We start from the raw sequence: 17,334 nt of genomic DNA, 5'->3' as shown, positions 1-17,334 counted from the left end.
CGTAGAGGTGCACCTCCAGCCCCTCCAGCTCCAGGGCGAACTTCAGCGACCGCCGGACGGCGTCATCGTCCTCGATGACGAGAATGATGGATCCTGGGGTCTTCGGCATGGTAGAGCTCTGGTGCTGCATTGCCCTTGGCATACCGCGCCTTGCAAATTCCGGGATTGATCTTCCTCAACGGGCCCACCGGAACGCGCTCAGGAAAAGTCCTTAGGAGGCACTCATCCCGCCGGCACGGCGCCCACGAGCAGGGCCATGCGCACGAGCTCAGACAGACTGCCGGCCTGCATCTTGGTCATCACATTGGCCCGGTAGATCTCGACCGTCCGTGGGCTAATGCCGAGGTCGAAGGCAATCACCTTGTTCGCTTTGCCGGCCACCAAGCCTTCTAGAACCTGGCGCTCCCGCTCGGAAAGGCCCTGCAGGCGTGCCTCCACCTCAATCACCTGGGCCTCGCGCTCGGTATGCTGCTCCCGTACCCTCAGGGCTGCCTGAACGGATGCCAGGAAGAGGTCGTCATCGAACGGTTTCTCGATGAAGTCGATGGCTCCCTCCTTCATGGCCTCGACCGCCATGGCCACATCGGCATGGCCCGTCATCACGATCACGGGAATGCTGAAGCCGAGATCCTTGAGACGACGGAGGAACTCGATGCCGTCCATCCCGGGCATCCGCACGTCCGTCACGATGCAGCCCGAGGGGGCCGCCACGGTTTCCAGGAAGGCCGAGGCCGATTCGTGCAGCCGGACGGGCAGGCCCTCCGAGGCGAGCAGGAACGACAGCGACTGCCGCACCGCCAAGTCGTCATCAACCACATGCACGCTCTGCTCATTCGGCATCCGCCATCTCCTCCTGGTCAACGATGCGCAGGCTGAACCGGAACGTCGTCCCGCGGCCCGGCTCCGACTCGACCGTGATCTTGCCGCCGTGCGCCTCGATGATCGTGCGGCAGATGGACAGCCCGACCCCCATGCCGTGCTGTTTAGTGGTCACGAACGGCTGGAACAGCTGGCCGGCAACTTCCGGCGAAATCCCGGTGCCCGTGTCGGAGACGCTCACCTCGACCAAGCCGTCGCCCGGTTTCGCCTCCGTTGTGACGCTGCGCTCCCGGCGCTCCGAGCCTTCCATGGCCTCGATGGCGTTGCGGATCAGGTTCAGCATCACCTGCTGGATCTGGATTCGATCGGCAAGCACAAGCGGCGCATCCGGATCAAGCCGGAAGGACACCCGCACGCCTTTCTCCTTGGCCCCGATCAGCGCCAGGGCGCTAGCCTCCTCGATCAGCTTGGGCAGGTTCTCGATGTGGCGCTCGCTCTCGCCACGGGCGACGAACTCGCGCAGGTGCCGGATCACCTGGCCCGCCCGCAGGGCCTGGTCGGCCGCCTGGTTGACCGCGTCGCGGAGCATCGGCACCTGGTCGCCGTCCATGCGCTGCAGGATCTGGCGGCAGCCTTTCAGGTAGTTGGCAATGGCCGTGAGCGGCTGGTTGATCTCGTGCGCCAGGGTGGAAGCCATCTCGCCCAGTGCCGTGAAGCGGGACATGTGGACCAGTTCAGACTGAAGCTCCTGCAGCCGGGTCTCGGTCTGCTGCCGCTCGGTCAGGTCCCGGATGAACCCGGTGAAGTAGCGGATGCCCCCGGAGCGCATCTCGCCGACGGCCAGTTCCATCGGAAAGGTCGAGCCGTCCTTGCGCATACCGACCACGACCCGTCCGATCCCGATGATCCGGCGCTGCCCGGTCGAAAGGTACCGGTGCATGTAGCCGTCGTGCTGGGTGCGGTAAGGCTCCGGCATCAGGACGTCGACGTTCTGCCCGATGACCTCGCCGGGTTCGTAGCCGAACAGGCGCACGGCCGTGGCGCGGAAGGACTGGATCAGGGCCTGCTCGTCGATGACCACCATGGCGTCCGGCACGGTCTGCAGGATCGAGCGCAGGTGCGCCTCACGAGCCTTGAGAGCTTCCTCGGCGGCAACCCTCTCGCTGATGTCGTGCACCACCCTGACATAGCCCACCACCGTACCGGACTTGTCCCGCAGAGGGGTCACTGTGACATGGGCGACATAGCGCGAGCCGTCCTTGCGCAGGCGCAGGCCCTCCTCACGGTAGCGGCCGATCTCCCGAGCGAGGGTCAGCACCCGTGCGGGCTTGCCGTCCGCCACCTCCTCCGGCAGGAACAACATCGAGAAATGCTGTCCCAGGATCTCATCCTCACGCCAGCCGCTGATCTGCTCGGCACCGGCATTCCAACTCGTGATCCACCCGTCCGGGTCGAGGACGACGAGGGCGATGTCGCCGATGGCATCGATCAGGAGGTCGGGGGTTACCGGGGGCGCGAACCGACGCCCGCCGTCTCCGGCAGTGTGCTGCAAGACTGGCTCCAGGGGTTGTGGCAACGGTCGTTATATAGGTCGACTGCCGATCCGTCCCACCCGCGGCACTCCGCCAATGCTGCAGCCAATGGACGCGAGGAGACATCCGCCAGGCTCTACATCGATCCATTCCGGAGATAGCGCGTATGCCAGCTGAGGGCCTCGTCGAGCAGGTGGGGCGTATGCCGCCCCGGCGCGTCCCGCAGCGCCCGGCTATAGTAGTCCTCCAAAGCTGGCCGGAAATGCGGATGGGCGCACTTCTCAATGATCAGGCGGGCCCGCTGCCGCGGCGCCAGCCCGCGCAGATCGGCAAGCCCCTGTTCCGTCACAATCACTTGCACATCGTGCTCGGTGTGGTCAACGTGGGGGACCATGGGCACGATGCACGAGATTGCTCCGCCCTTCGCAACCGACGGCGTCATGAAGAACGACAAGTAGGCATTGCGGGCGAAGTCGCCGGAGCCGCCGATCCCGTTCATGATGCTCGATCCCATCACATGGGTGGAGTTCACGTTGCCGTAGATGTCGGCCTCGATCATGCCGTTCATGGCGATCACGCCAAGCCTGCGGATGATCTCGGGGTGGTTGCTGATCTCCTGCGGCCGCAGAACGATCTTCTGGCGGAAGTTCTCGATGTCGGCTTCGAACCGTGCCAACATCTCGTGACTGAGCGACAGCGCCGTCGCGGATGCGAACGTCAATGTGCCCGAGGCAATCAAATCCAGCATGCCGTCCTGAAGCACCTCCGTATAGGCGGTGAGATTCGCAAACGGGCTATCCTTCAGGCCGGCAAACACAGCATTGGCGACATTGCCCACCCCTGACTGCAGCGGCAGGAGCGAATTTGGCAGCCGCCCCTTGCGGACCTCATGCTGCAGAAAGTCGATGATGTGGCCGGCGATCGCGCGCGAGTTCTCGTCGGGTGCCGAGAATGTCGTGTTGCGATCGGGTTGGTCCGTCTCGACAATCCCGATGATCTTGGAGGGGTCGCACATCAGGTAGGGCTTGCCGATCCGATCACCGGGATGGACCAGGGGAATCGGCTGGCGGTGTGGCGGAAGCCTGGTGCCGTAGTAGATGTCGTGCATGCCCTCCAGGCTGAGACTTTGCCGCCTGTTGACCTCCAGGATCACCCTGTCGGCCTGATCGAGCCACGTCTTGTTGTTCCCGACCGAAGCAGACGGAATCAGGCGGCCCCCGTCCAGAACCGCAGAGACCTCGATAATGGCGACGTCGAGATGACCCAGAAAACCGAACCAGACGAACTGTGCGACATGCGAGAGATGGATGTCGAGATACTCCATCTCGCCGGCATTGATCCTCTCCCGGCAGGTCGGGTCCGACTGATAGGGGAGCCGCAACTCAACGCCATCCACCTTCGCCAGAGCACCATCGAGTTCCGGCGCGGTCGAGGCACCGGTCCAGATCCCGACCTTGAAGCGTTCTCCCTTCTCGTGCGCTGCGTCGATGCGCCGGGCCAGGGCAAGCGGGACCTCCTTCGGGTAGCCCGCGCCCGTAAACCCGCTCATGCCGATGTTGACGCCAGAGGGAATGAGAGCGGCCGCCTCGTCGGCGGACATGATCTTGGTCCGCAGGGCGGGATCGAGGACCCGGGCTTCGTCAGTCATCAGGTTGTGCCCTCCTTACGGTGCGCGTGCCCGTCATAGACCCGGACCGGGAGCAATACAATCACAGTGCAGCCACAAAGGCCAAGACGATCGGGGAAGCACTCGACGCGATAGGCTTCGTTCCACAAAACTCGTCCGAGTGGATTCCCATCCGGCGAGACGGACGCACCAATCGGCTCATGCGCTGGAGAAGGCCAAGGAGCTCGTCGCAAAGGGGGGAGCCTTGCTTGGGCAGGGCTATGCCAGCGCTTGGAGAAGTGACCAGCATTGCCCGGGAACACGCGCTTTGCGCTTCAGATGGGGCTAGCGGGTGCGCGCTGCTGGTCCCTTGGCCGACGGCTCTCGCCACCTATAACGTTCCTGATTCCAACAACCATCGGCTTTCCATGAGACACAACGAGCGGTTCGCATGGTATGGGCGCTTGGGACTGATCATGGCGGCTTTCGCCCTGATCGGCGGGATAATCGCGGCACCACTCCTCCACCGGATCTGGGCTCCGGCTTCGATCGTGGCACAGCGATAGAACCTTCTTTTGCCGGCACCGCCGATCCACAGGTCTTCGGGGCAATGCTTCGGAACTCCCCGAAGCTACCTAGCCGATGACCATAGTCATCGACCAGGAGGTGATCCGGAAGATGGTGTCTAGTGCGCGATGCCTCAGTTGGTCAGAGATCGGCCGCGTCCCTCAAAGCGCGAACCCGGCTCAAGCGCCGCTCCTCGAAAGCCGATGGAACCGGTCGTGTCCTCCGGTGCGGTTTTGGGCAACGGACCGGCGTCCACCACACTGCTGACAGAGCTTACAGAGCGCTGGTCGGGATCAAGCTTCGAGAGAATGCCGGGATCGAAGAGCTCCTCCTGGATCGATCCGTCAGCCCGGAGGATCGTCTTCATCCCGGTTTCGGCATCGAGGAAAACCGACTTGATGGCTGCCTTCCGGGCATTATCGGTGCGAACTGGTTCAGCAGAGGCTCGGGAGTCTTGTGCCTGCGCTGGAGATGTTACCCTTGCGACAGCGACGGCCTGTTGGGCTCCGGTCGTTCCCGCCGGCTCGCTGGCATTGTCCTTTGCAGCCCTTGCGAGATCCTCATCCTTGGAGGTCGCCGATGAACGTTGATCTTTGCTCGCTGCTGCAGCTTGCGGCTGATCCGAGAGGATCTTCTCGAGTAGGGCCTGAGCCTCCGCGGCCTCTCGCTGGGTCTGCGATCCAAAGAGGGCCACCAGAGGATTGCTTGCGCGTTCCGCCGCGGCCTTGGCTTGAGCGACCTCTGCGGCCTTCGCCACCTCGATCTGCTTGCGGGCCGCCGCTGCCTGCTTGCGGTTGCTGGTGTCGTACGAATACCGCTGTCCGTTGATCTCGTAGAAGACGGTTTTCGCCTGCACGCTCGCCATCAAGGTTCCGAACGCAACAACCGAAACCCCGAGTGTCGTGAAGAGCCTGCCCATTCGAGTTCCCCATTTATTGTCCAGCCGGCGTAAGATTCGGTTAAGGATTGCGGCAACTCTATGGCGCACCTCTGCCTTATCCACGCGTGTTCCTGGTAGAGTCTCTCCGGCATCTTTTTTGAGGGCGGTCGCGCCGTGGCGCGCGGTGATGGATTCAGCGTGAACTGACGGGGAAAAAGGCTTTTGTGGGCGCAGTTCAGCACGCTTGTTTGGTGAAATGCCGGCAGACGTGAGTGTCCGACCCTCCCGGATGCGCCCGCCGAAGATCGGATTGGTAAACCACCGCTTCCGGTTCACGGAGACACGATCCAATCCGATGTGATGATCTCAAGTTTAAGATCCGCGATGAACACGGCTCCACCGTCGCACGACCAGTCGTCGATGACGCCGGCATTCTGATCGCCCGCTTGATCTGCCGGAACCATGCATTCCGTTCAGGGTTAGACCCGGTAATCAAAAACAAGGGGTTCACTGCATGAGGAAGGCTGTCATCGCGTTTGCCTCGGTATCGGCGCTTACACTCTTTCCAACTCTCGCCTTGGCGCAGAACCGCACGGCGGTGGGCGTCGGGACTGGTGCGGTGGCGGGCGCCATAGTCGGTGGTCCGATCGGAGCCGCCGTTGGCGGCGTGATCGGCGGTGTCATCGGTGCGAACACCGGACGCGGACACACTCGCGCATACCGGCCTTACCGGAGGCCGGTTTATACCAGCTACAGAAATCGTGATCGTGCGGTGCGTCAGCCCGTCCGGCGTCCTTTTCCTCAGCGTCGGCACGACCTCCTTCCATTAGGCTAGCCTCTCGATCCAAAACTGTGCGACACCGGATCATGAGAGGCGGCATGATGGCAGCCCGCGGCAATTGGCGTGGGAGAGACATCCCGTGTATCCTTATGTCCGTCCCATTGACCTGTGTGGACGCGCGAACGACACGACGCGGCCGCAATGTATGTCCCCGTGCAGACATCCATCGCGCGATTGGCGGCATTGGGAGCTTTGCCCTGCATTCCCGCAGCTTCTCAAACAGCACGGAACCTCTCGCTGTTGGTAGGGCGCTCGCGAAGCCTGGGGTGATGGCGCCATGCTGAAACGCGAGAACGATCGACATCAAGCAGTTTGAATATCATCGAAGTGCTCATCTGTTGGCGCATGGTTGTCCCATTCTGGCGCTCATCTCCTGATCGATTCCCAAGGAGGGTTTTGCGATGGACTTCACGGAGGCTTTGCGCTTGGCTGAGCGAAACCTGACCCAGGATGCGACTCTCATCGAACTCAAGGAAATCGCCAAGGATCTTCGGGCTCTCATTCCCAACAGCATTCTCGCGGATCTCATCGACATCAAGATCGCTGTGATTGAGGGACATTGGGACGGGAAGTGAAGCGTGAACTCACCTGCCCGAAGCATCCGGTGTGTTCTATCAAAGGCCTCTGATTGGGTAGAGCTTTTCACGAGAGGCCGTGCCGGATGTTCGACAACTCGATCGGACTGCAGGTGCGTCCGAGATGCGGATGCGGCGATGATGAGAGGAAGGCCATGTCTGTCACGCAGCCCGTTCATGTCATCGGTTGCCTTGCCGGAAGAGCAAATATGACCGATACGGACCTTGGCTGACTTTCATGCGGTAGCGCTTTCTTCCTCCCGGCGCTGCCATTTCGGCCGTTCCCTCTGGAAGGTTTTGACGTTCGTCGGACCTCACCTTTAGCCGGGCCTCTGGCCCGGCCCTTTTTCTCTGATGTGGCTCACCGGCGGGCGGAGGTTGTCGTTAGTTATCGGCAACCAACCTGAAGTCTCACGGCGTTTCCCTGTGTTCGCGTTAGAGACTGGAACCTTGAACACCCAGGTTGTCTCCGACTGAACTATTTTTGTTCTGGTTCTGATGGTCGCCCATCGGACCTGTCATAGCGAGGCAAATCGCGCGGTTTCCACCTGAGGTCCATCAGACGAACGACACGAGGCCGTCAGCGTGGACGAGACGCACCGCAAGCCAGCACCAATGGTAACAGGGCTATGGTCGCGGGATAGCCTTTTGCGATTGATGGGACATCTGTCGTGGACCGTCCTTTCTCCTGCCTGACATTTCCGGTGGTCGTCCCGGCACGGCCGTGGGTTCATCTCACGGCCCCGCTGAAACCAGATCGCAAGCGCGCGAGTTACGATTAACCTGTGTTAATCGACGCACTGCTGAACTAACCTTGAGAATAATCCCATACCATGGAACGACAACCGTGAGATTATGAACAAGCTCCCAAACAGCCTGACTTTCTCCCAGGTGCAAGTGAACTTCATTCTCGGCCATTCCTTGAGGAGTATCTATCAGGATACCTTGAACTCACCTTTGCCGGAGCACCTCAAAACGCTCGTCGCTCAACTCGAAGCAAGGTTTTCGTCGTGACGGGATCGTTGCCCGGATGACGGTTGCTCTTTCTGTCCGACAGCCCTTTGCATGGGCGATCTTCCATGCCGGCATGGATGTCGACAACCGGGACTGGCCGACCCAACTGCGCGGGCGCGTCCTGATCCATGCCACGGCGACGGTCCGGCAGGAGGACTACAATGCATTTCAGCGGGCTTGCCGGAACCCCGAGCACTGGCTGTGCCAAGCGATTCTGCAGAGTGGCGGCCTGCCGCGGAAAGAGGACCTTCTCCGAGGTGGAATCCTCGGCGAGGTCGAGATCGCCGACTGCGTCACCGAGCATCCTTCCCCCTGGTTCACCGGCCCCTACGGCTTTGTGTTACGCAACCCGCAGATCATGCCTTTCAAGCCGGTTTTCGGCTCGCTCCGGTTCTTTGACGTCGATGAGCCCCATCTCGGCAATCTTGGATGTTCGGCGGTCCGTGGCATCAAACAAGGGACGAGATCCAGGCATGATTAAGCGTATCTGGTCCTCTCAGACATGTGCGTCCACCAAAGCGTCGAGCAAGAGAGTTTTTGAAAAGCTACTTGCAAAACGGCCCGCGATTAGGCGACGACGACATCCAGCAGGCGAACCGGGCATCAAGGACGCCGCAGGCCCGTGATGTAGGCGGTGACATCCCGCAGCTCGCGGTCCTCCAGCATGATGTTGGGCATCGTCCCGTGCGAGGTCCGCAGCGCAACCGTCAGGGCTGTGGTCGTCATGCCCGGCACCCGCGCGATCCGATTGAAGGATGGCGCCTGCGGGTTCGGGGAGCGGTCCTCGCTGGCCTCGACCGCATGGCAAGAGGCGCAGACCTCCCGTGATATCCGGAGGCCGGCTTGGGGATCGGGTTCCTGGGCATGCAGTCCTCCCACTCCGACGACCAGAAACAGGACGAGGGTGCTCCCGGCACGGCTCATGGCTGCTCCTTTGCATCTGCCTTCCCTTAGCGGGATATAGCGCAGGATCAGGATGGAACAGGCGCGACGGTCCCGAACCGATGGAACCTCATGGGCAACCACTGGCTAAGTGGTCTGGGAACGGCATTGGTCTATGTCCGTTTGCTCCGACAGGATTCCTGCCAACCTGGGCATTGGCCAGATGGTCAAGTGTGGGAGAGGGCGAGCGATGTCAGGAATTCGGGTTTTCACGGGGTTCGTACTGGTTTCGCTTCTCTCCGGACCTGCTTGGTCGGCTGGTAGTGCGGGGCAGGGCCGGCGACTGGCCGAGCGGTGGTGTGCCTCCTGCCATCTTGTTGGTCCCGGACAACGCGAGGCCTCGACGGACGTGCCGACCTTCGCCTCGATCGCGCGACGCGAAGACCTGCCGGAATCTCTCCTAGCCGCCTTCTTGTCGACGCCGCATCCGCGCATGCCGAACATGGCCCTGTCCCGCCAGGAGATCGCGGACGTGCTGGCCTACATCAGGAGCCTGCGCCAATAGACAGGATATGATCTACCGATCCGGCCCGGCACTTGCCTCCTGCCGCGTGCGCTCACCCGGGTCCAAGACGTTGCGGCAGATCAAGGCGGCGTTCCTAGACCCAGTTACCATCTCACTTATGTTCCTACGTCAGGAATGCATACGGAGGGATAATGTGATCGAGAATATCAAGAGCGTGCTGATCGGCCTGACGAAGGAGTTCGGGCCGGATGAGGTCTCCTCCGCCCTGGGGTATGGCCTGTCGCTGGCGCAGCAGGCGGGCGCCCATGCCACAGTCCAGGCGGCCTCTGTTAAGCTGGGGCTGTCGAGCGCCGGGATCAGCAGCGTCGTGGCCAGCCTCGTCGAAGAGGAGAACCAACGCCTTCACGCCCTTGCCGAGGCGGCTGCCCGCAGCGCACAGGGTGATGCCAGCGCGGCGGGGGTCGTGTGCTCCGCCGCTTCCCCGCATCTCAGCTACCCGCAACTGCTTGCCGTCTTCAGGGCGCAGGCCCGCCTGAACGACCTCACCGTTGTCGACGCCGAACCCGAGGCCCTCACGCCCGACCGGGGCCTGATCGATGCCCTGCTGATGGATAGCGGGCGTCCGCTCCTCGTCGTCCAGCCAGGGCAGGAGGTCTTCCGGGCCCGCCGCATCATCGTGGCTTGGGACGGGAGTGGGCGGGCTGCTCGCGCGGCGGCCGATGCTCTGCCGTTCCTGCGAGCTGCCGAGGCGGTGGAGGTGGTCGCCGTGACGGGCGAGAAGGACCTGCCCGCCAGCGTCACCGGTGCGGACATCGCGCCGCACCTGACCCGCCACGGGGTCAATGTGACTGTGCAATCTCTCCCGGCCCTGAACTGCGACGTCGCCGAGACTCTGCGCAACCATGCCACCCTGACCCGTTCCGACATGATCGTGATGGGCGGCTACGTCCACTCGCGGCTGCGCGAGATGGTGTTCGGCGGCGTCACCCAGTCTCTGCTCAAGCAGAGCCCCGTGCCGCTGTTGCTGTCGTACTGAGAGCAAGGGCCGGCAAGCCAAACTGGGATAAGGATGGGTTTGGAACCTTGCTCATCTCGCGCCGCCATCGCGGGGCCAAGATGACCACCGGTGCCATGCCTTCGAGCTTGCCTGCACCCATTCCGCTAGGGCGGCGACCCTGGCCTTTTAGCCGTTAACGTCCACACAGGAGGAACCGCCATGCCCAAGATGAAAGCCGCCATCTTCGTCGAGCCCGGCCGCATCGTGCTCGACGAGAAGCCGATCCCGGACGTGGGGCCGCTGGATGCCCTCGTGCGGATCACCACCACGACGATCTGCGGCACCGATGTCCACATCCTCAAGGGCGAGTACCCGGTCGCCCGCGGACTGACCATCGGCCACGAGCCCGTCGGCGTCATCAAGAAGCTCGGCTCGGCAGTGCAGGGCTACCGCGAGGGGCAGCGCGTAATCGCCGGCGCGATCTGCACCTCCGGCCACAGCCACGCGGCCCTGTGCGGCTGCCACGCTCAGGACGGCCCCGGCACGCGACACGGATGGAAGGGCATGGGCGGCTGGAAGTTCGGCAACACCATCGACGGCACCCAGGCCGAGTACGTGCTCGTGCCCGACGCCATGGCCAACCTGGCTCCGGTGCCGGACGGGCTCACCGACGAGCAGGTGCTGATGTGTCCCGACATCATGTCGACCGGCTTCTCTGGCGCGGAGAGCGGCGCCATCCGCATCGGCGATACGGTCGCGGTGTTCGCCCAAGGCCCGATCGGCCTGTGCGCCACGGCCGGCGCCCGTCTGATGGGTGCGACCACCATCATTGCCGTCGACAGCGTACCCGCCCGTATGGAGATGGCCCGCAGCATGGGCGCGGATCACGTGGTCGACTTTACGAAAGCCGATCCGGTGGAGGAGATCATGCGCCTCACCGACGGCCGCGGGGTCGACGTCTCCATCGAGGCCCTGGGGCGGCAGCAGACTTTCGAGGGCGCCCTGCGCGTCCTGCGGCCCGGAGGCACGCTCTCGTCCCTGGGCGTCTATTCGGGCGACCTGAAGATCCCGCTCGACGCCTTCCTGGCGGGCCTGGGCGATCATACGATCCGGACGACGCTCTGCCCGGGCGGCAAGGAGCGCATGCGCCGCCTCATGGACGTGATCGCGTCCGGCCGGGTCGACACGCGCCCGCTGGTGACGCACCGCTTCACCCTCGACCAGATCGAGGAGGCCTACGACCTGTTTGCCAACCAGCGCGACGGCGTGCTCAAGGTCGCCATCACGCCTTAGTGATCCCCAAGGCAATTGCGACTTCGAGCGGAACGGTATGCTGGCCCGTCATTGATGGGCCAGCATACCGATGCGACGTGTCGGCTCGAAACAGAGGATGATGATGGAACAGCACGAAAAGGCGTGGCACAGCCGGACCGCAGGGGAGGTTCTGGAGGATCTCGGGAGTTCGAACGACGGTCTCTCCGCGAGCGAAGCGGCAAGGCGCCTGTCCACCCACGGCCTGAACGAGCTTCCCGCCACCGCCGGGCGCCCGGCGCTCCTGCGCTTCCTGGCGCAGTTCAATAACGTTCTGATCTACTTCCTTCTCGTCGCAGCCGTTGCGGCCGCCGTGCTCGGGCACGTTGTGGATGCGGCCGTGATTGCTGCGGTCGTGATCGTCAACGCCATCATCGGCTTCATTCAGGAGGGCAAGGCCGAGAAGGCGCTCAACGCCATTCGCAGCATGATCGCCCCCATGCCCTCGTCCTGCGCGACCGGCAGCGCACGAAGGTCGCGGTGCGGGATCTCGTGCCCGGGGACATCGTGTTCCTTGAGGCCGGCGACAAGGTCCCGGCGGACCTGCGCCTGCTGCGCGCGCGCCGCCTGCTCATCGACGAGGCTCTCCTCACCGGCGAGTCGGTGACCGCCGAAAAGGACCAGTCACCGGTTTCCCCGGAAGCCAGCCTTGGAGACCGGCACGGCATGGCGTTCTCGGGCACGCTGGTGGCGGCCGGGCAGGCCACGGGCGTGGTGGTCGAGACCGGCATGGGCACGCAGATCGGCCACATCAGCAGGCTGCTCCAAGCGGTCGAGCCGCTGAGCACACCGCTGTTGCGCCAGATCGATCAGTTCGCGCGGCGCTTCACGTGGGTCGTCCTGATCGGCGGCGCACTCCTGTTCGCCTTCGCAGTTCTGGTTCGGGGTTTCGACTGGGTCGAGGCTCTCATTGCGGTGGTGGCGCTTGCAGTCGGCATCGTGCCCGAGGGGCTTCCTGCCGTCATCACGATCACGCTCGCCATCGGCGTCCGCCGCATGGCGGCCCGCAACGCGGTCATCCGCAAGCTTCCCGCGGTCGAGACCCTCGGAGCCACGTCGGTGATCTGCACCGACAAGACAGGTACCTTGACCCGCAACGAGATGACGGCCCGTCGCATCGTCACGCAGGCACACGAGGTTTTGGCGAGCGGCTCGGGCTACGTGCCCGAAGGGGAGCTGACATCAGCCGGAAGCGAAGACGATCTCGCCGCCCTGTCGGCATCCGGTGACGTGCTCCGTTGCGGGCTCCTGTGCAACGATGCGGAACTGGAGAGGAAGGAGGGGCGCTGGATCGTCAACGGGGATCCGATGGAGGGCGCGCTGATTGCGCTGGCCATGAAGGCAGGACTGAACCCCGCGCATGCCCGATCTGAGTGGCCACGCGTGGACGAGATCCCCTTCGACGCCGCTCACCGCTTCATGGCGACCCTGCATACCGGACCCGGCGGAGAAACCGTCGTTTTCGTCAAGGGCGCTGCCGAGGCGCTCTTCGCCATGGCGCCCGGATCGCTCGATGTCGCATTCTGGAACTCCCGCATCGCGGCGGCAGGAGCCGAGGGGGAGCGTGTGCTCGCCTTCGGCATGAAGCGCTTAACCGAGCCCAAGGAACGCCTGGAATTCGACGACGTGGCCGATGGGGTCGAGTTCCTCGGAATCATCGGGTTCATCGATCCGCCGCGGCCCGAGGTGGCCGAGGCCATCGCCCAGTGCCGCACGGCCGGCATCGCCGTGAAGATGATCACGGGCGATCATGCAGCGACCGCGCTGGCCATTGCCCGGCAGCTCGACCTCGCCGAGGATCCGCAGGCGGCGACGGGGGCCGAGGTCGAGGCGATGTCCGACACGGAACTCCAGAGGATCGTCGGGCGTGTTTCGGTCTTCGCCCGCACGAGCCCCGAGCACAAGCTGCGCATCGTGCGTGCGCTCCAGGCCAACGGCCACATCGTCGCGATGACCGGCGACGGGGTGAACGATGCGCCGTCGCTGCGGCAGGCTGACGTGGGCACCGCCATGGGCATCAAGGGAACGGAGGCCTCGAAGGAGGCTGCCGAGATGGTTCTGCTCGACGACAACTTCGCGTCCATCGTGAACGCGGTCAGCGAGGGCCGGACGGTTCACGACAACATCCGCAAGGTGATCTCCTGGGAGATCCCCACCAATGGCGCCGAGACCCTCGCGGTCGTGCTCGCCATCCTGGTGGGCTTCAGCCTGCCGATGTCGGCAACGCAGATCCTGTGGGTCAACCTGATCCTCGCCTCGACCCTGGGCCTGGTGCTGGCCTTCGAGCCGCCGGAGCCGGGCGTCATGCGCCGGCGCCCGCGGCCGGCCAAGGCGCCGCTGCTCTCGCCCTTCCTGCTCTGGCGGGTCGTGATCGTCTCCGTGTTGCTGGCAGCAGCCTCACTCGGCGTCTTCTTCTATGCCCTGAATAGCGGGCGGGACGTCGAAACGGCGCGCACGATGGTGGTCAACATGTTCATCGTCGGCGAGATCTTTTATCTCTTCAACGTGCGCTATCTCCACATGACATCTTTCTCCTGGAAGGGTGTCCTCGGCACGCCGGCCGTGCTCATCGCCATTGGGGTGCTCGTCGTCGCCCAGTTGCTGTTCACCTACGCGCCGTTCATGCAGGCTCTGTTCGAATCCCGGCCGCTTTCTCTAGCCGACGGAATTCTGATCGTCGCGATTGGCGCCTGTCTCATGATCCTCCTGGAGGGTGAGAAACTCCTGATGCGACGCCTCGGCTGGTTCGAGGAGTTGAAGGCATGAAGCTTCAGGGGAGAGATAAGACCTGCTTCGCGGTTGCCTTGACTCGTAGACAATAGGGCGGGTTGCTGGCGTCGGCCGGCCGATGAACGCTCTTATCCTGCTCGATGGGGCACGCCTTCTCTTGTGACCCGCCTCCTTATCGATGTTAGAGCCCCTGTCACGTGCCCCATGTCACGGCGCTTAGGGAGCCATATGCGGTACGCCGACAATTTTTTCGATTGGGACGATGAAGGCGAGCCCATTGCCGCGCTTGTCCAGCTCAACGGCTCCGATGATTTCCTGAAGGATAGCATCCGCCTGACTGCCATGGGTGAGCGTCAGCACGATCTCCTTCTCCGGCTCGATTGGAATGCCGAAGATGGAGTCCTTCTCGTTGACGCCCACACCCCGTCCGGAGAGGATCGTGCCTCCCGTGGCACCCGCCTTGATCGAGGCCTCCAGGGCCGTGTTTCCCCATCCTTTTCGGACAATGGTGACAATCATGGTGGAGCTAAGCATTTCGTGTTTCCTTCCGGAACTCTTTCCATTGGATGAGCAGGCCCAAGGTCATAAGGGACAAGATCGGCGCCATTGCGATCAGCGCGACCAAGCCAAAGCCATGAACGAGTGGATCCTGGTTTCCCATTGCCGCCGATGCTCCCAGAGCGAGCGCCAGCAGGAATGTGTTGGCGAGCGGTCCCGTGGCCACGCCGCCGGCATCGATGGCGATCGCCACGAACCGGCTGTCGCAGAACCACATGATGATAATGATAAGTGCATAGCCTGGCACGAGCAGGTGCAGCAGCGAGATCCCGTAGCCGATCCTGAGGAAGCCGATCCCGACCATCACGGCTACGCCGATACAGATCGTGTAGAGGACCAAAGACCGGCGAATGGAGCCGTTGGATGCATCGTCGACCTGGTCGGCCAGGATGCGCACCGCCGGCTCGCCCCAAGTGGTGACGAACCCGAGAAACAGGCCGGCCGGCAGCAGCAGCCATTTCTGGGGAAGCGCACCAAGGGCTCCGCCGATTGCCGTCCCGAACGGCATGAAGCCGACGGCAACGCCCGCCAGGAACAGGAACAATCCCGCGGCCGCGATCGCAGTTCCGGTCAGGATCTTTCGCACATCTGAGCGGGGCAGCTTGAGCAGGAAGATCTGGAAGAGCAGGAACAGCACCGCTAGCGGCAGAACCGCCATCACGACGCTCCATGCCGTGGTCTTGAGCTCCCCAAGCAGTTCCATCATCACGACAGCAGTCCCATGATCATGATCACGACGATCGGCCCAATCGAGGCAAAGCCCAGCAGGCCGAATCCGTCGGAGATCGCGTCACGGCCGGCAAGGACGGAGCTTAGTCCCGCAGCCAAGGCCAGCACGACCGGCGTGGTGAGGACGCCCGTGGTGACGCTGCCCGCATCATAGGCCAGGGGCACGATATCCGCCGGGGCGATGAAGGAGAGCAGGATGACGATGCCGAATGTAATCGTCAGCAGGACCCGCATCGAGGCGCCGTAGACAATGCGCGCCATGGCAAGGGCCACGAACACGCCGACTCCACCGGCGATCAAGTAGAGAAGGGGGGTTTGGCCAGTGCCACCTTGCGAGAGGCTGTCCACTTGGCTCGTCAGGACCAGCACGTCGGGCTCGGCGATGGTGGTCGCGAAGCCCATGACGAAAGCCACGGCAAGGATGAACGCGATGGATCCCTGCCTCGGCAGCTCCGCCCCGATGAAGCGGCCCATGGGCAGAACGCCAAGATCAATGCCGATGAACAGCAGCGTCATGCCGAGGACGACGAGCGCCACCCCGGCAAGGAACTGGACAAACAGGAGCGCCGGCGCCTGCGCGAGCGTGATCTGAAGCAGACCGGCGACAATGACGAGCGGCGCTACGGTCTTCAGCGAATCCAACAGGTTGTTCTTTAGCAGCGAGATCATGACTTGAGGCGCCTCGATTGGTCGTCGCCCTTCATCAGGCGAACTCGGATGAGCCACAGAATAGCTGTTGACCTGGAGCGGGCGTGCTCCCGAAGGTGGCTAAGGCTGTTCCTCCTGGCCCGGGGGCTGAGGCAGGGGAACCGCCAAGACATCAATCTCGGAGCCTTGCAGCACGCCCTCCGCGACGCTGCCGAGGAGCAGGGTTCCAAGCCCCGATTGCCCGCGTGTTCCCACGACAATGAGGTCGGCGCGCTCGTACCGGGCGCAATCCTTGATGATCGTGCCGGTGGGCTCCTCGGCGAGCCTCAGGATCTGCCGTCTCGGCTTGAACCCGACTTGGCCGATGAACTCGACCATGTTGAAGGTGGCGCATCGTTCCTGCTCAGCGATGTAATCCTTGATCTGGTTCTGCGGCAGCGCCGCTCCGAACATCATTCCGCGGGCGGGAGCATCGAAGACGTGTAGCAGGAGGACCTCCGCATCGCGGAAGAGGCCGAGATCACGCGCCGTGTTCAGGGCATGGGCCGAGCTTTCGGAGAAGTCCGTAGCGATCAGGATGCGGTGGTATTGACGGGACGGAACGGCATTGGCCATGAGAACCGGCCGGCGGCTGCGCCGGATCGTCCGCTCGACGGTCGTGCCCATGAACATCTCTCGCAAGGCCTGCCGCCGCTACGGCCCCATGACCGTGAGGTCCACATCGAACTCCTCCGCTGCATCGGAGAGGCCCTCAAACGGCTCTCCCAGCATGACCTTGGCCTCACAGGCTACACCGTCGACATCGTGGACGGTGCGGGCCAGTTCGGCGAGGAGAACCGTTGCCTCGCGCTGGCTCACCTCCACCAGCCGGGCGGGCTGGTCGTCGTCAACGACGTGCACCAAAACGAGGCGAGTGGATGTGTCGTGAGCGAGCAGGGTGGCGCGGCGCAATGCACGATCCGACCTTGTAGAGAAGTCGGTGGCCACCACGATCCGTTGCGTCATTCGCTGTCCCTCCGTGCCGGTGGATCGAATGCGGCTTAAGTCCGCGCGCGCATTGTGGCCTAGTGTTGTGACTCTAACGCTTGTTTCGCACGGGCGACCTTTTCCAGGATAGCC

At 63.3% G+C, this 17,334-nt stretch carries 19 protein-coding genes; 8 read left to right on the top strand and 11 right to left on the bottom strand.

Going from position 1 to position 17,334, the window contains the following annotated elements; genetic code table 11:
- Positions 1 to 222: 222 nt before the first annotated feature.
- From fixJ to OC446_RS25495, 5 genes are all read right to left on the bottom strand, one after another.
- Entirely contained in the window at positions 223 to 840 is a 618-nt protein-coding gene (gene fixJ, locus OC446_RS25515) for a response regulator FixJ (RefSeq protein ID WP_262031813.1), read from the bottom strand.
- The gene (locus tag OC446_RS25510) at positions 830 to 2,371 is read right to left on the bottom strand and encodes a PAS domain-containing sensor histidine kinase (protein ID WP_262031812.1); all 1,542 of its coding nucleotides are present in this window, start codon (positions 2,369 to 2,371) and stop codon (positions 830 to 832) included. Before OC446_RS25510 ends, fixJ begins: the two co-directional genes overlap by 11 nt.
- Positions 2,372 to 2,487: 116 nt before the next feature.
- Positions 2,488 to 3,999 carry an acetyl-CoA hydrolase/transferase family protein gene (locus tag OC446_RS25505; RefSeq protein WP_262031811.1) on the bottom strand — a complete coding sequence of 504 codons (1,512 nt, stop codon included), beginning with the start codon at positions 3,997 to 3,999 and terminating at the stop codon, positions 2,488 to 2,490.
- 658 nt (positions 4,000 to 4,657) lie between these two features.
- The gene (locus OC446_RS25500) at positions 4,658 to 5,740 is read right to left on the bottom strand and encodes a hypothetical protein (protein WP_262031810.1); all 1,083 of its coding nucleotides are present in this window, start codon (positions 5,738 to 5,740) and stop codon (positions 4,658 to 4,660) included.
- Positions 5,737 to 5,868, bottom strand: coding sequence for a hypothetical protein (locus tag OC446_RS25495; protein WP_262031809.1), 132 nt, complete (start codon positions 5,866 to 5,868; stop codon positions 5,737 to 5,739). The genes OC446_RS25500 and OC446_RS25495 overlap by 4 nt, the downstream gene beginning before the upstream one ends.
- A 778-nt stretch (positions 5,869 to 6,646) precedes the next feature.
- Here OC446_RS25495 and OC446_RS25490 point away from each other — a divergent pair.
- The 3 genes from OC446_RS25490 to OC446_RS25485 all read left to right on the top strand — a co-directional run bounded on the left by OC446_RS25490 (position 6,647) and on the right by OC446_RS25485 (position 8,315).
- On the top strand, positions 6,647 to 6,820 hold the full coding sequence (locus OC446_RS25490; RefSeq protein ID WP_262031808.1) for a hypothetical protein: 174 nt from the start codon (positions 6,647 to 6,649) through the stop codon (positions 6,818 to 6,820).
- 855 nt (positions 6,821 to 7,675) lie between these two features.
- On the top strand, positions 7,676 to 7,834 hold the full coding sequence (locus OC446_RS31125; protein ID WP_410055137.1) for a NepR family anti-sigma factor: 159 nt from the start codon (positions 7,676 to 7,678) through the stop codon (positions 7,832 to 7,834).
- 16 nt (positions 7,835 to 7,850) lie between these two features.
- Positions 7,851 to 8,315: an ASCH domain-containing protein gene (locus OC446_RS25485; protein WP_262031807.1), complete on the top strand. Its 465-nt coding sequence runs from the start codon at positions 7,851 to 7,853 to the stop codon at positions 8,313 to 8,315.
- A gap of 122 nt (positions 8,316 to 8,437) precedes the next feature.
- On the opposite strand, the gene OC446_RS25480 is transcribed toward OC446_RS25485, so the two are convergent.
- Positions 8,438 to 8,758: a c-type cytochrome gene (locus OC446_RS25480; RefSeq protein ID WP_262031806.1), complete on the bottom strand. Its 321-nt coding sequence runs from the start codon at positions 8,756 to 8,758 to the stop codon at positions 8,438 to 8,440.
- 208 nt (positions 8,759 to 8,966) lie between these two features.
- Here OC446_RS25480 and OC446_RS25475 point away from each other — a divergent pair, with 208 nt between their 5' ends.
- The 5 genes from OC446_RS25475 to OC446_RS25460 all read left to right on the top strand — a co-directional run bounded on the left by OC446_RS25475 (position 8,967) and on the right by OC446_RS25460 (position 14,316).
- Positions 8,967 to 9,281 (top strand): c-type cytochrome, encoded by a 315-nt coding sequence (locus tag OC446_RS25475; protein ID WP_262031805.1) that lies wholly within the window; start codon positions 8,967 to 8,969, stop codon positions 9,279 to 9,281.
- 154 nt (positions 9,282 to 9,435) lie between these two features.
- A complete protein-coding gene (locus tag OC446_RS25470; RefSeq protein ID WP_262031804.1) occupies positions 9,436 to 10,278 on the top strand; it encodes a universal stress protein in 843 nt (280 codons plus the stop codon).
- A 180-nt stretch (positions 10,279 to 10,458) separates the two neighbouring features.
- Positions 10,459 to 11,532 carry an NAD(P)-dependent alcohol dehydrogenase gene (locus OC446_RS25465; RefSeq protein ID WP_262031803.1) on the top strand — a complete coding sequence of 358 codons (1,074 nt, stop codon included), beginning with the start codon at positions 10,459 to 10,461 and terminating at the stop codon, positions 11,530 to 11,532.
- 97 nt (positions 11,533 to 11,629) lie between these two features.
- Positions 11,630 to 12,157, top strand: a complete 528-nt coding sequence (locus tag OC446_RS30900) for a cation-transporting P-type ATPase (protein WP_315986540.1) — start codon at positions 11,630 to 11,632, stop codon at positions 12,155 to 12,157.
- Positions 12,043 to 14,316 carry an HAD-IC family P-type ATPase gene (locus OC446_RS25460; protein WP_315986541.1) on the top strand — a complete coding sequence of 758 codons (2,274 nt, stop codon included), beginning with the start codon at positions 12,043 to 12,045 and terminating at the stop codon, positions 14,314 to 14,316. The genes OC446_RS30900 and OC446_RS25460 overlap by 115 nt, the downstream gene beginning before the upstream one ends.
- 180 nt (positions 14,317 to 14,496) lie before the next feature.
- On the opposite strand, the gene OC446_RS25455 is transcribed toward OC446_RS25460, so the two are convergent.
- The 5 genes from OC446_RS25455 to OC446_RS25435 all read right to left on the bottom strand — a co-directional run bounded on the left by OC446_RS25455 (position 14,497) and on the right by OC446_RS25435 (position 17,220).
- Complete coding sequence (locus OC446_RS25455) at positions 14,497 to 14,814, bottom strand: P-II family nitrogen regulator (RefSeq protein WP_262031802.1); 318 nt, start codon at positions 14,812 to 14,814, stop codon at positions 14,497 to 14,499.
- Positions 14,807 to 15,544, bottom strand: a complete 738-nt coding sequence (locus OC446_RS25450; RefSeq protein WP_262031814.1) for a DUF1538 domain-containing protein — start codon at positions 15,542 to 15,544, stop codon at positions 14,807 to 14,809. Before OC446_RS25450 ends, OC446_RS25455 begins: the two co-directional genes overlap by 8 nt.
- Positions 15,544 to 16,236 (bottom strand): DUF1538 domain-containing protein, encoded by a 693-nt coding sequence (locus OC446_RS25445; protein ID WP_262031801.1) that lies wholly within the window; start codon positions 16,234 to 16,236, stop codon positions 15,544 to 15,546. Before OC446_RS25445 ends, OC446_RS25450 begins: the two co-directional genes overlap by 1 nt.
- A 99-nt stretch (positions 16,237 to 16,335) precedes the next feature.
- Positions 16,336 to 16,881 (bottom strand): universal stress protein, encoded by a 546-nt coding sequence (locus OC446_RS25440; protein ID WP_262031800.1) that lies wholly within the window; start codon positions 16,879 to 16,881, stop codon positions 16,336 to 16,338.
- Positions 16,882 to 16,908: 27 nt separating this feature from the next.
- A complete protein-coding gene (locus OC446_RS25435; RefSeq protein ID WP_262031799.1) occupies positions 16,909 to 17,220 on the bottom strand; it encodes a universal stress protein in 312 nt (103 codons plus the stop codon).
- Between the last annotated feature and the right edge of the window lie 114 nt (positions 17,221 to 17,334).

Source organism: Microvirga sp. Mcv34, assembly GCF_024519725.1.
GTDB lineage: Bacteria > Pseudomonadota > Alphaproteobacteria > Rhizobiales > Beijerinckiaceae > Microvirga.
The sequence above is the reverse complement of the archived record's forward strand: the minus strand, read 5'-3'. Positions and strand labels throughout refer to the sequence as shown.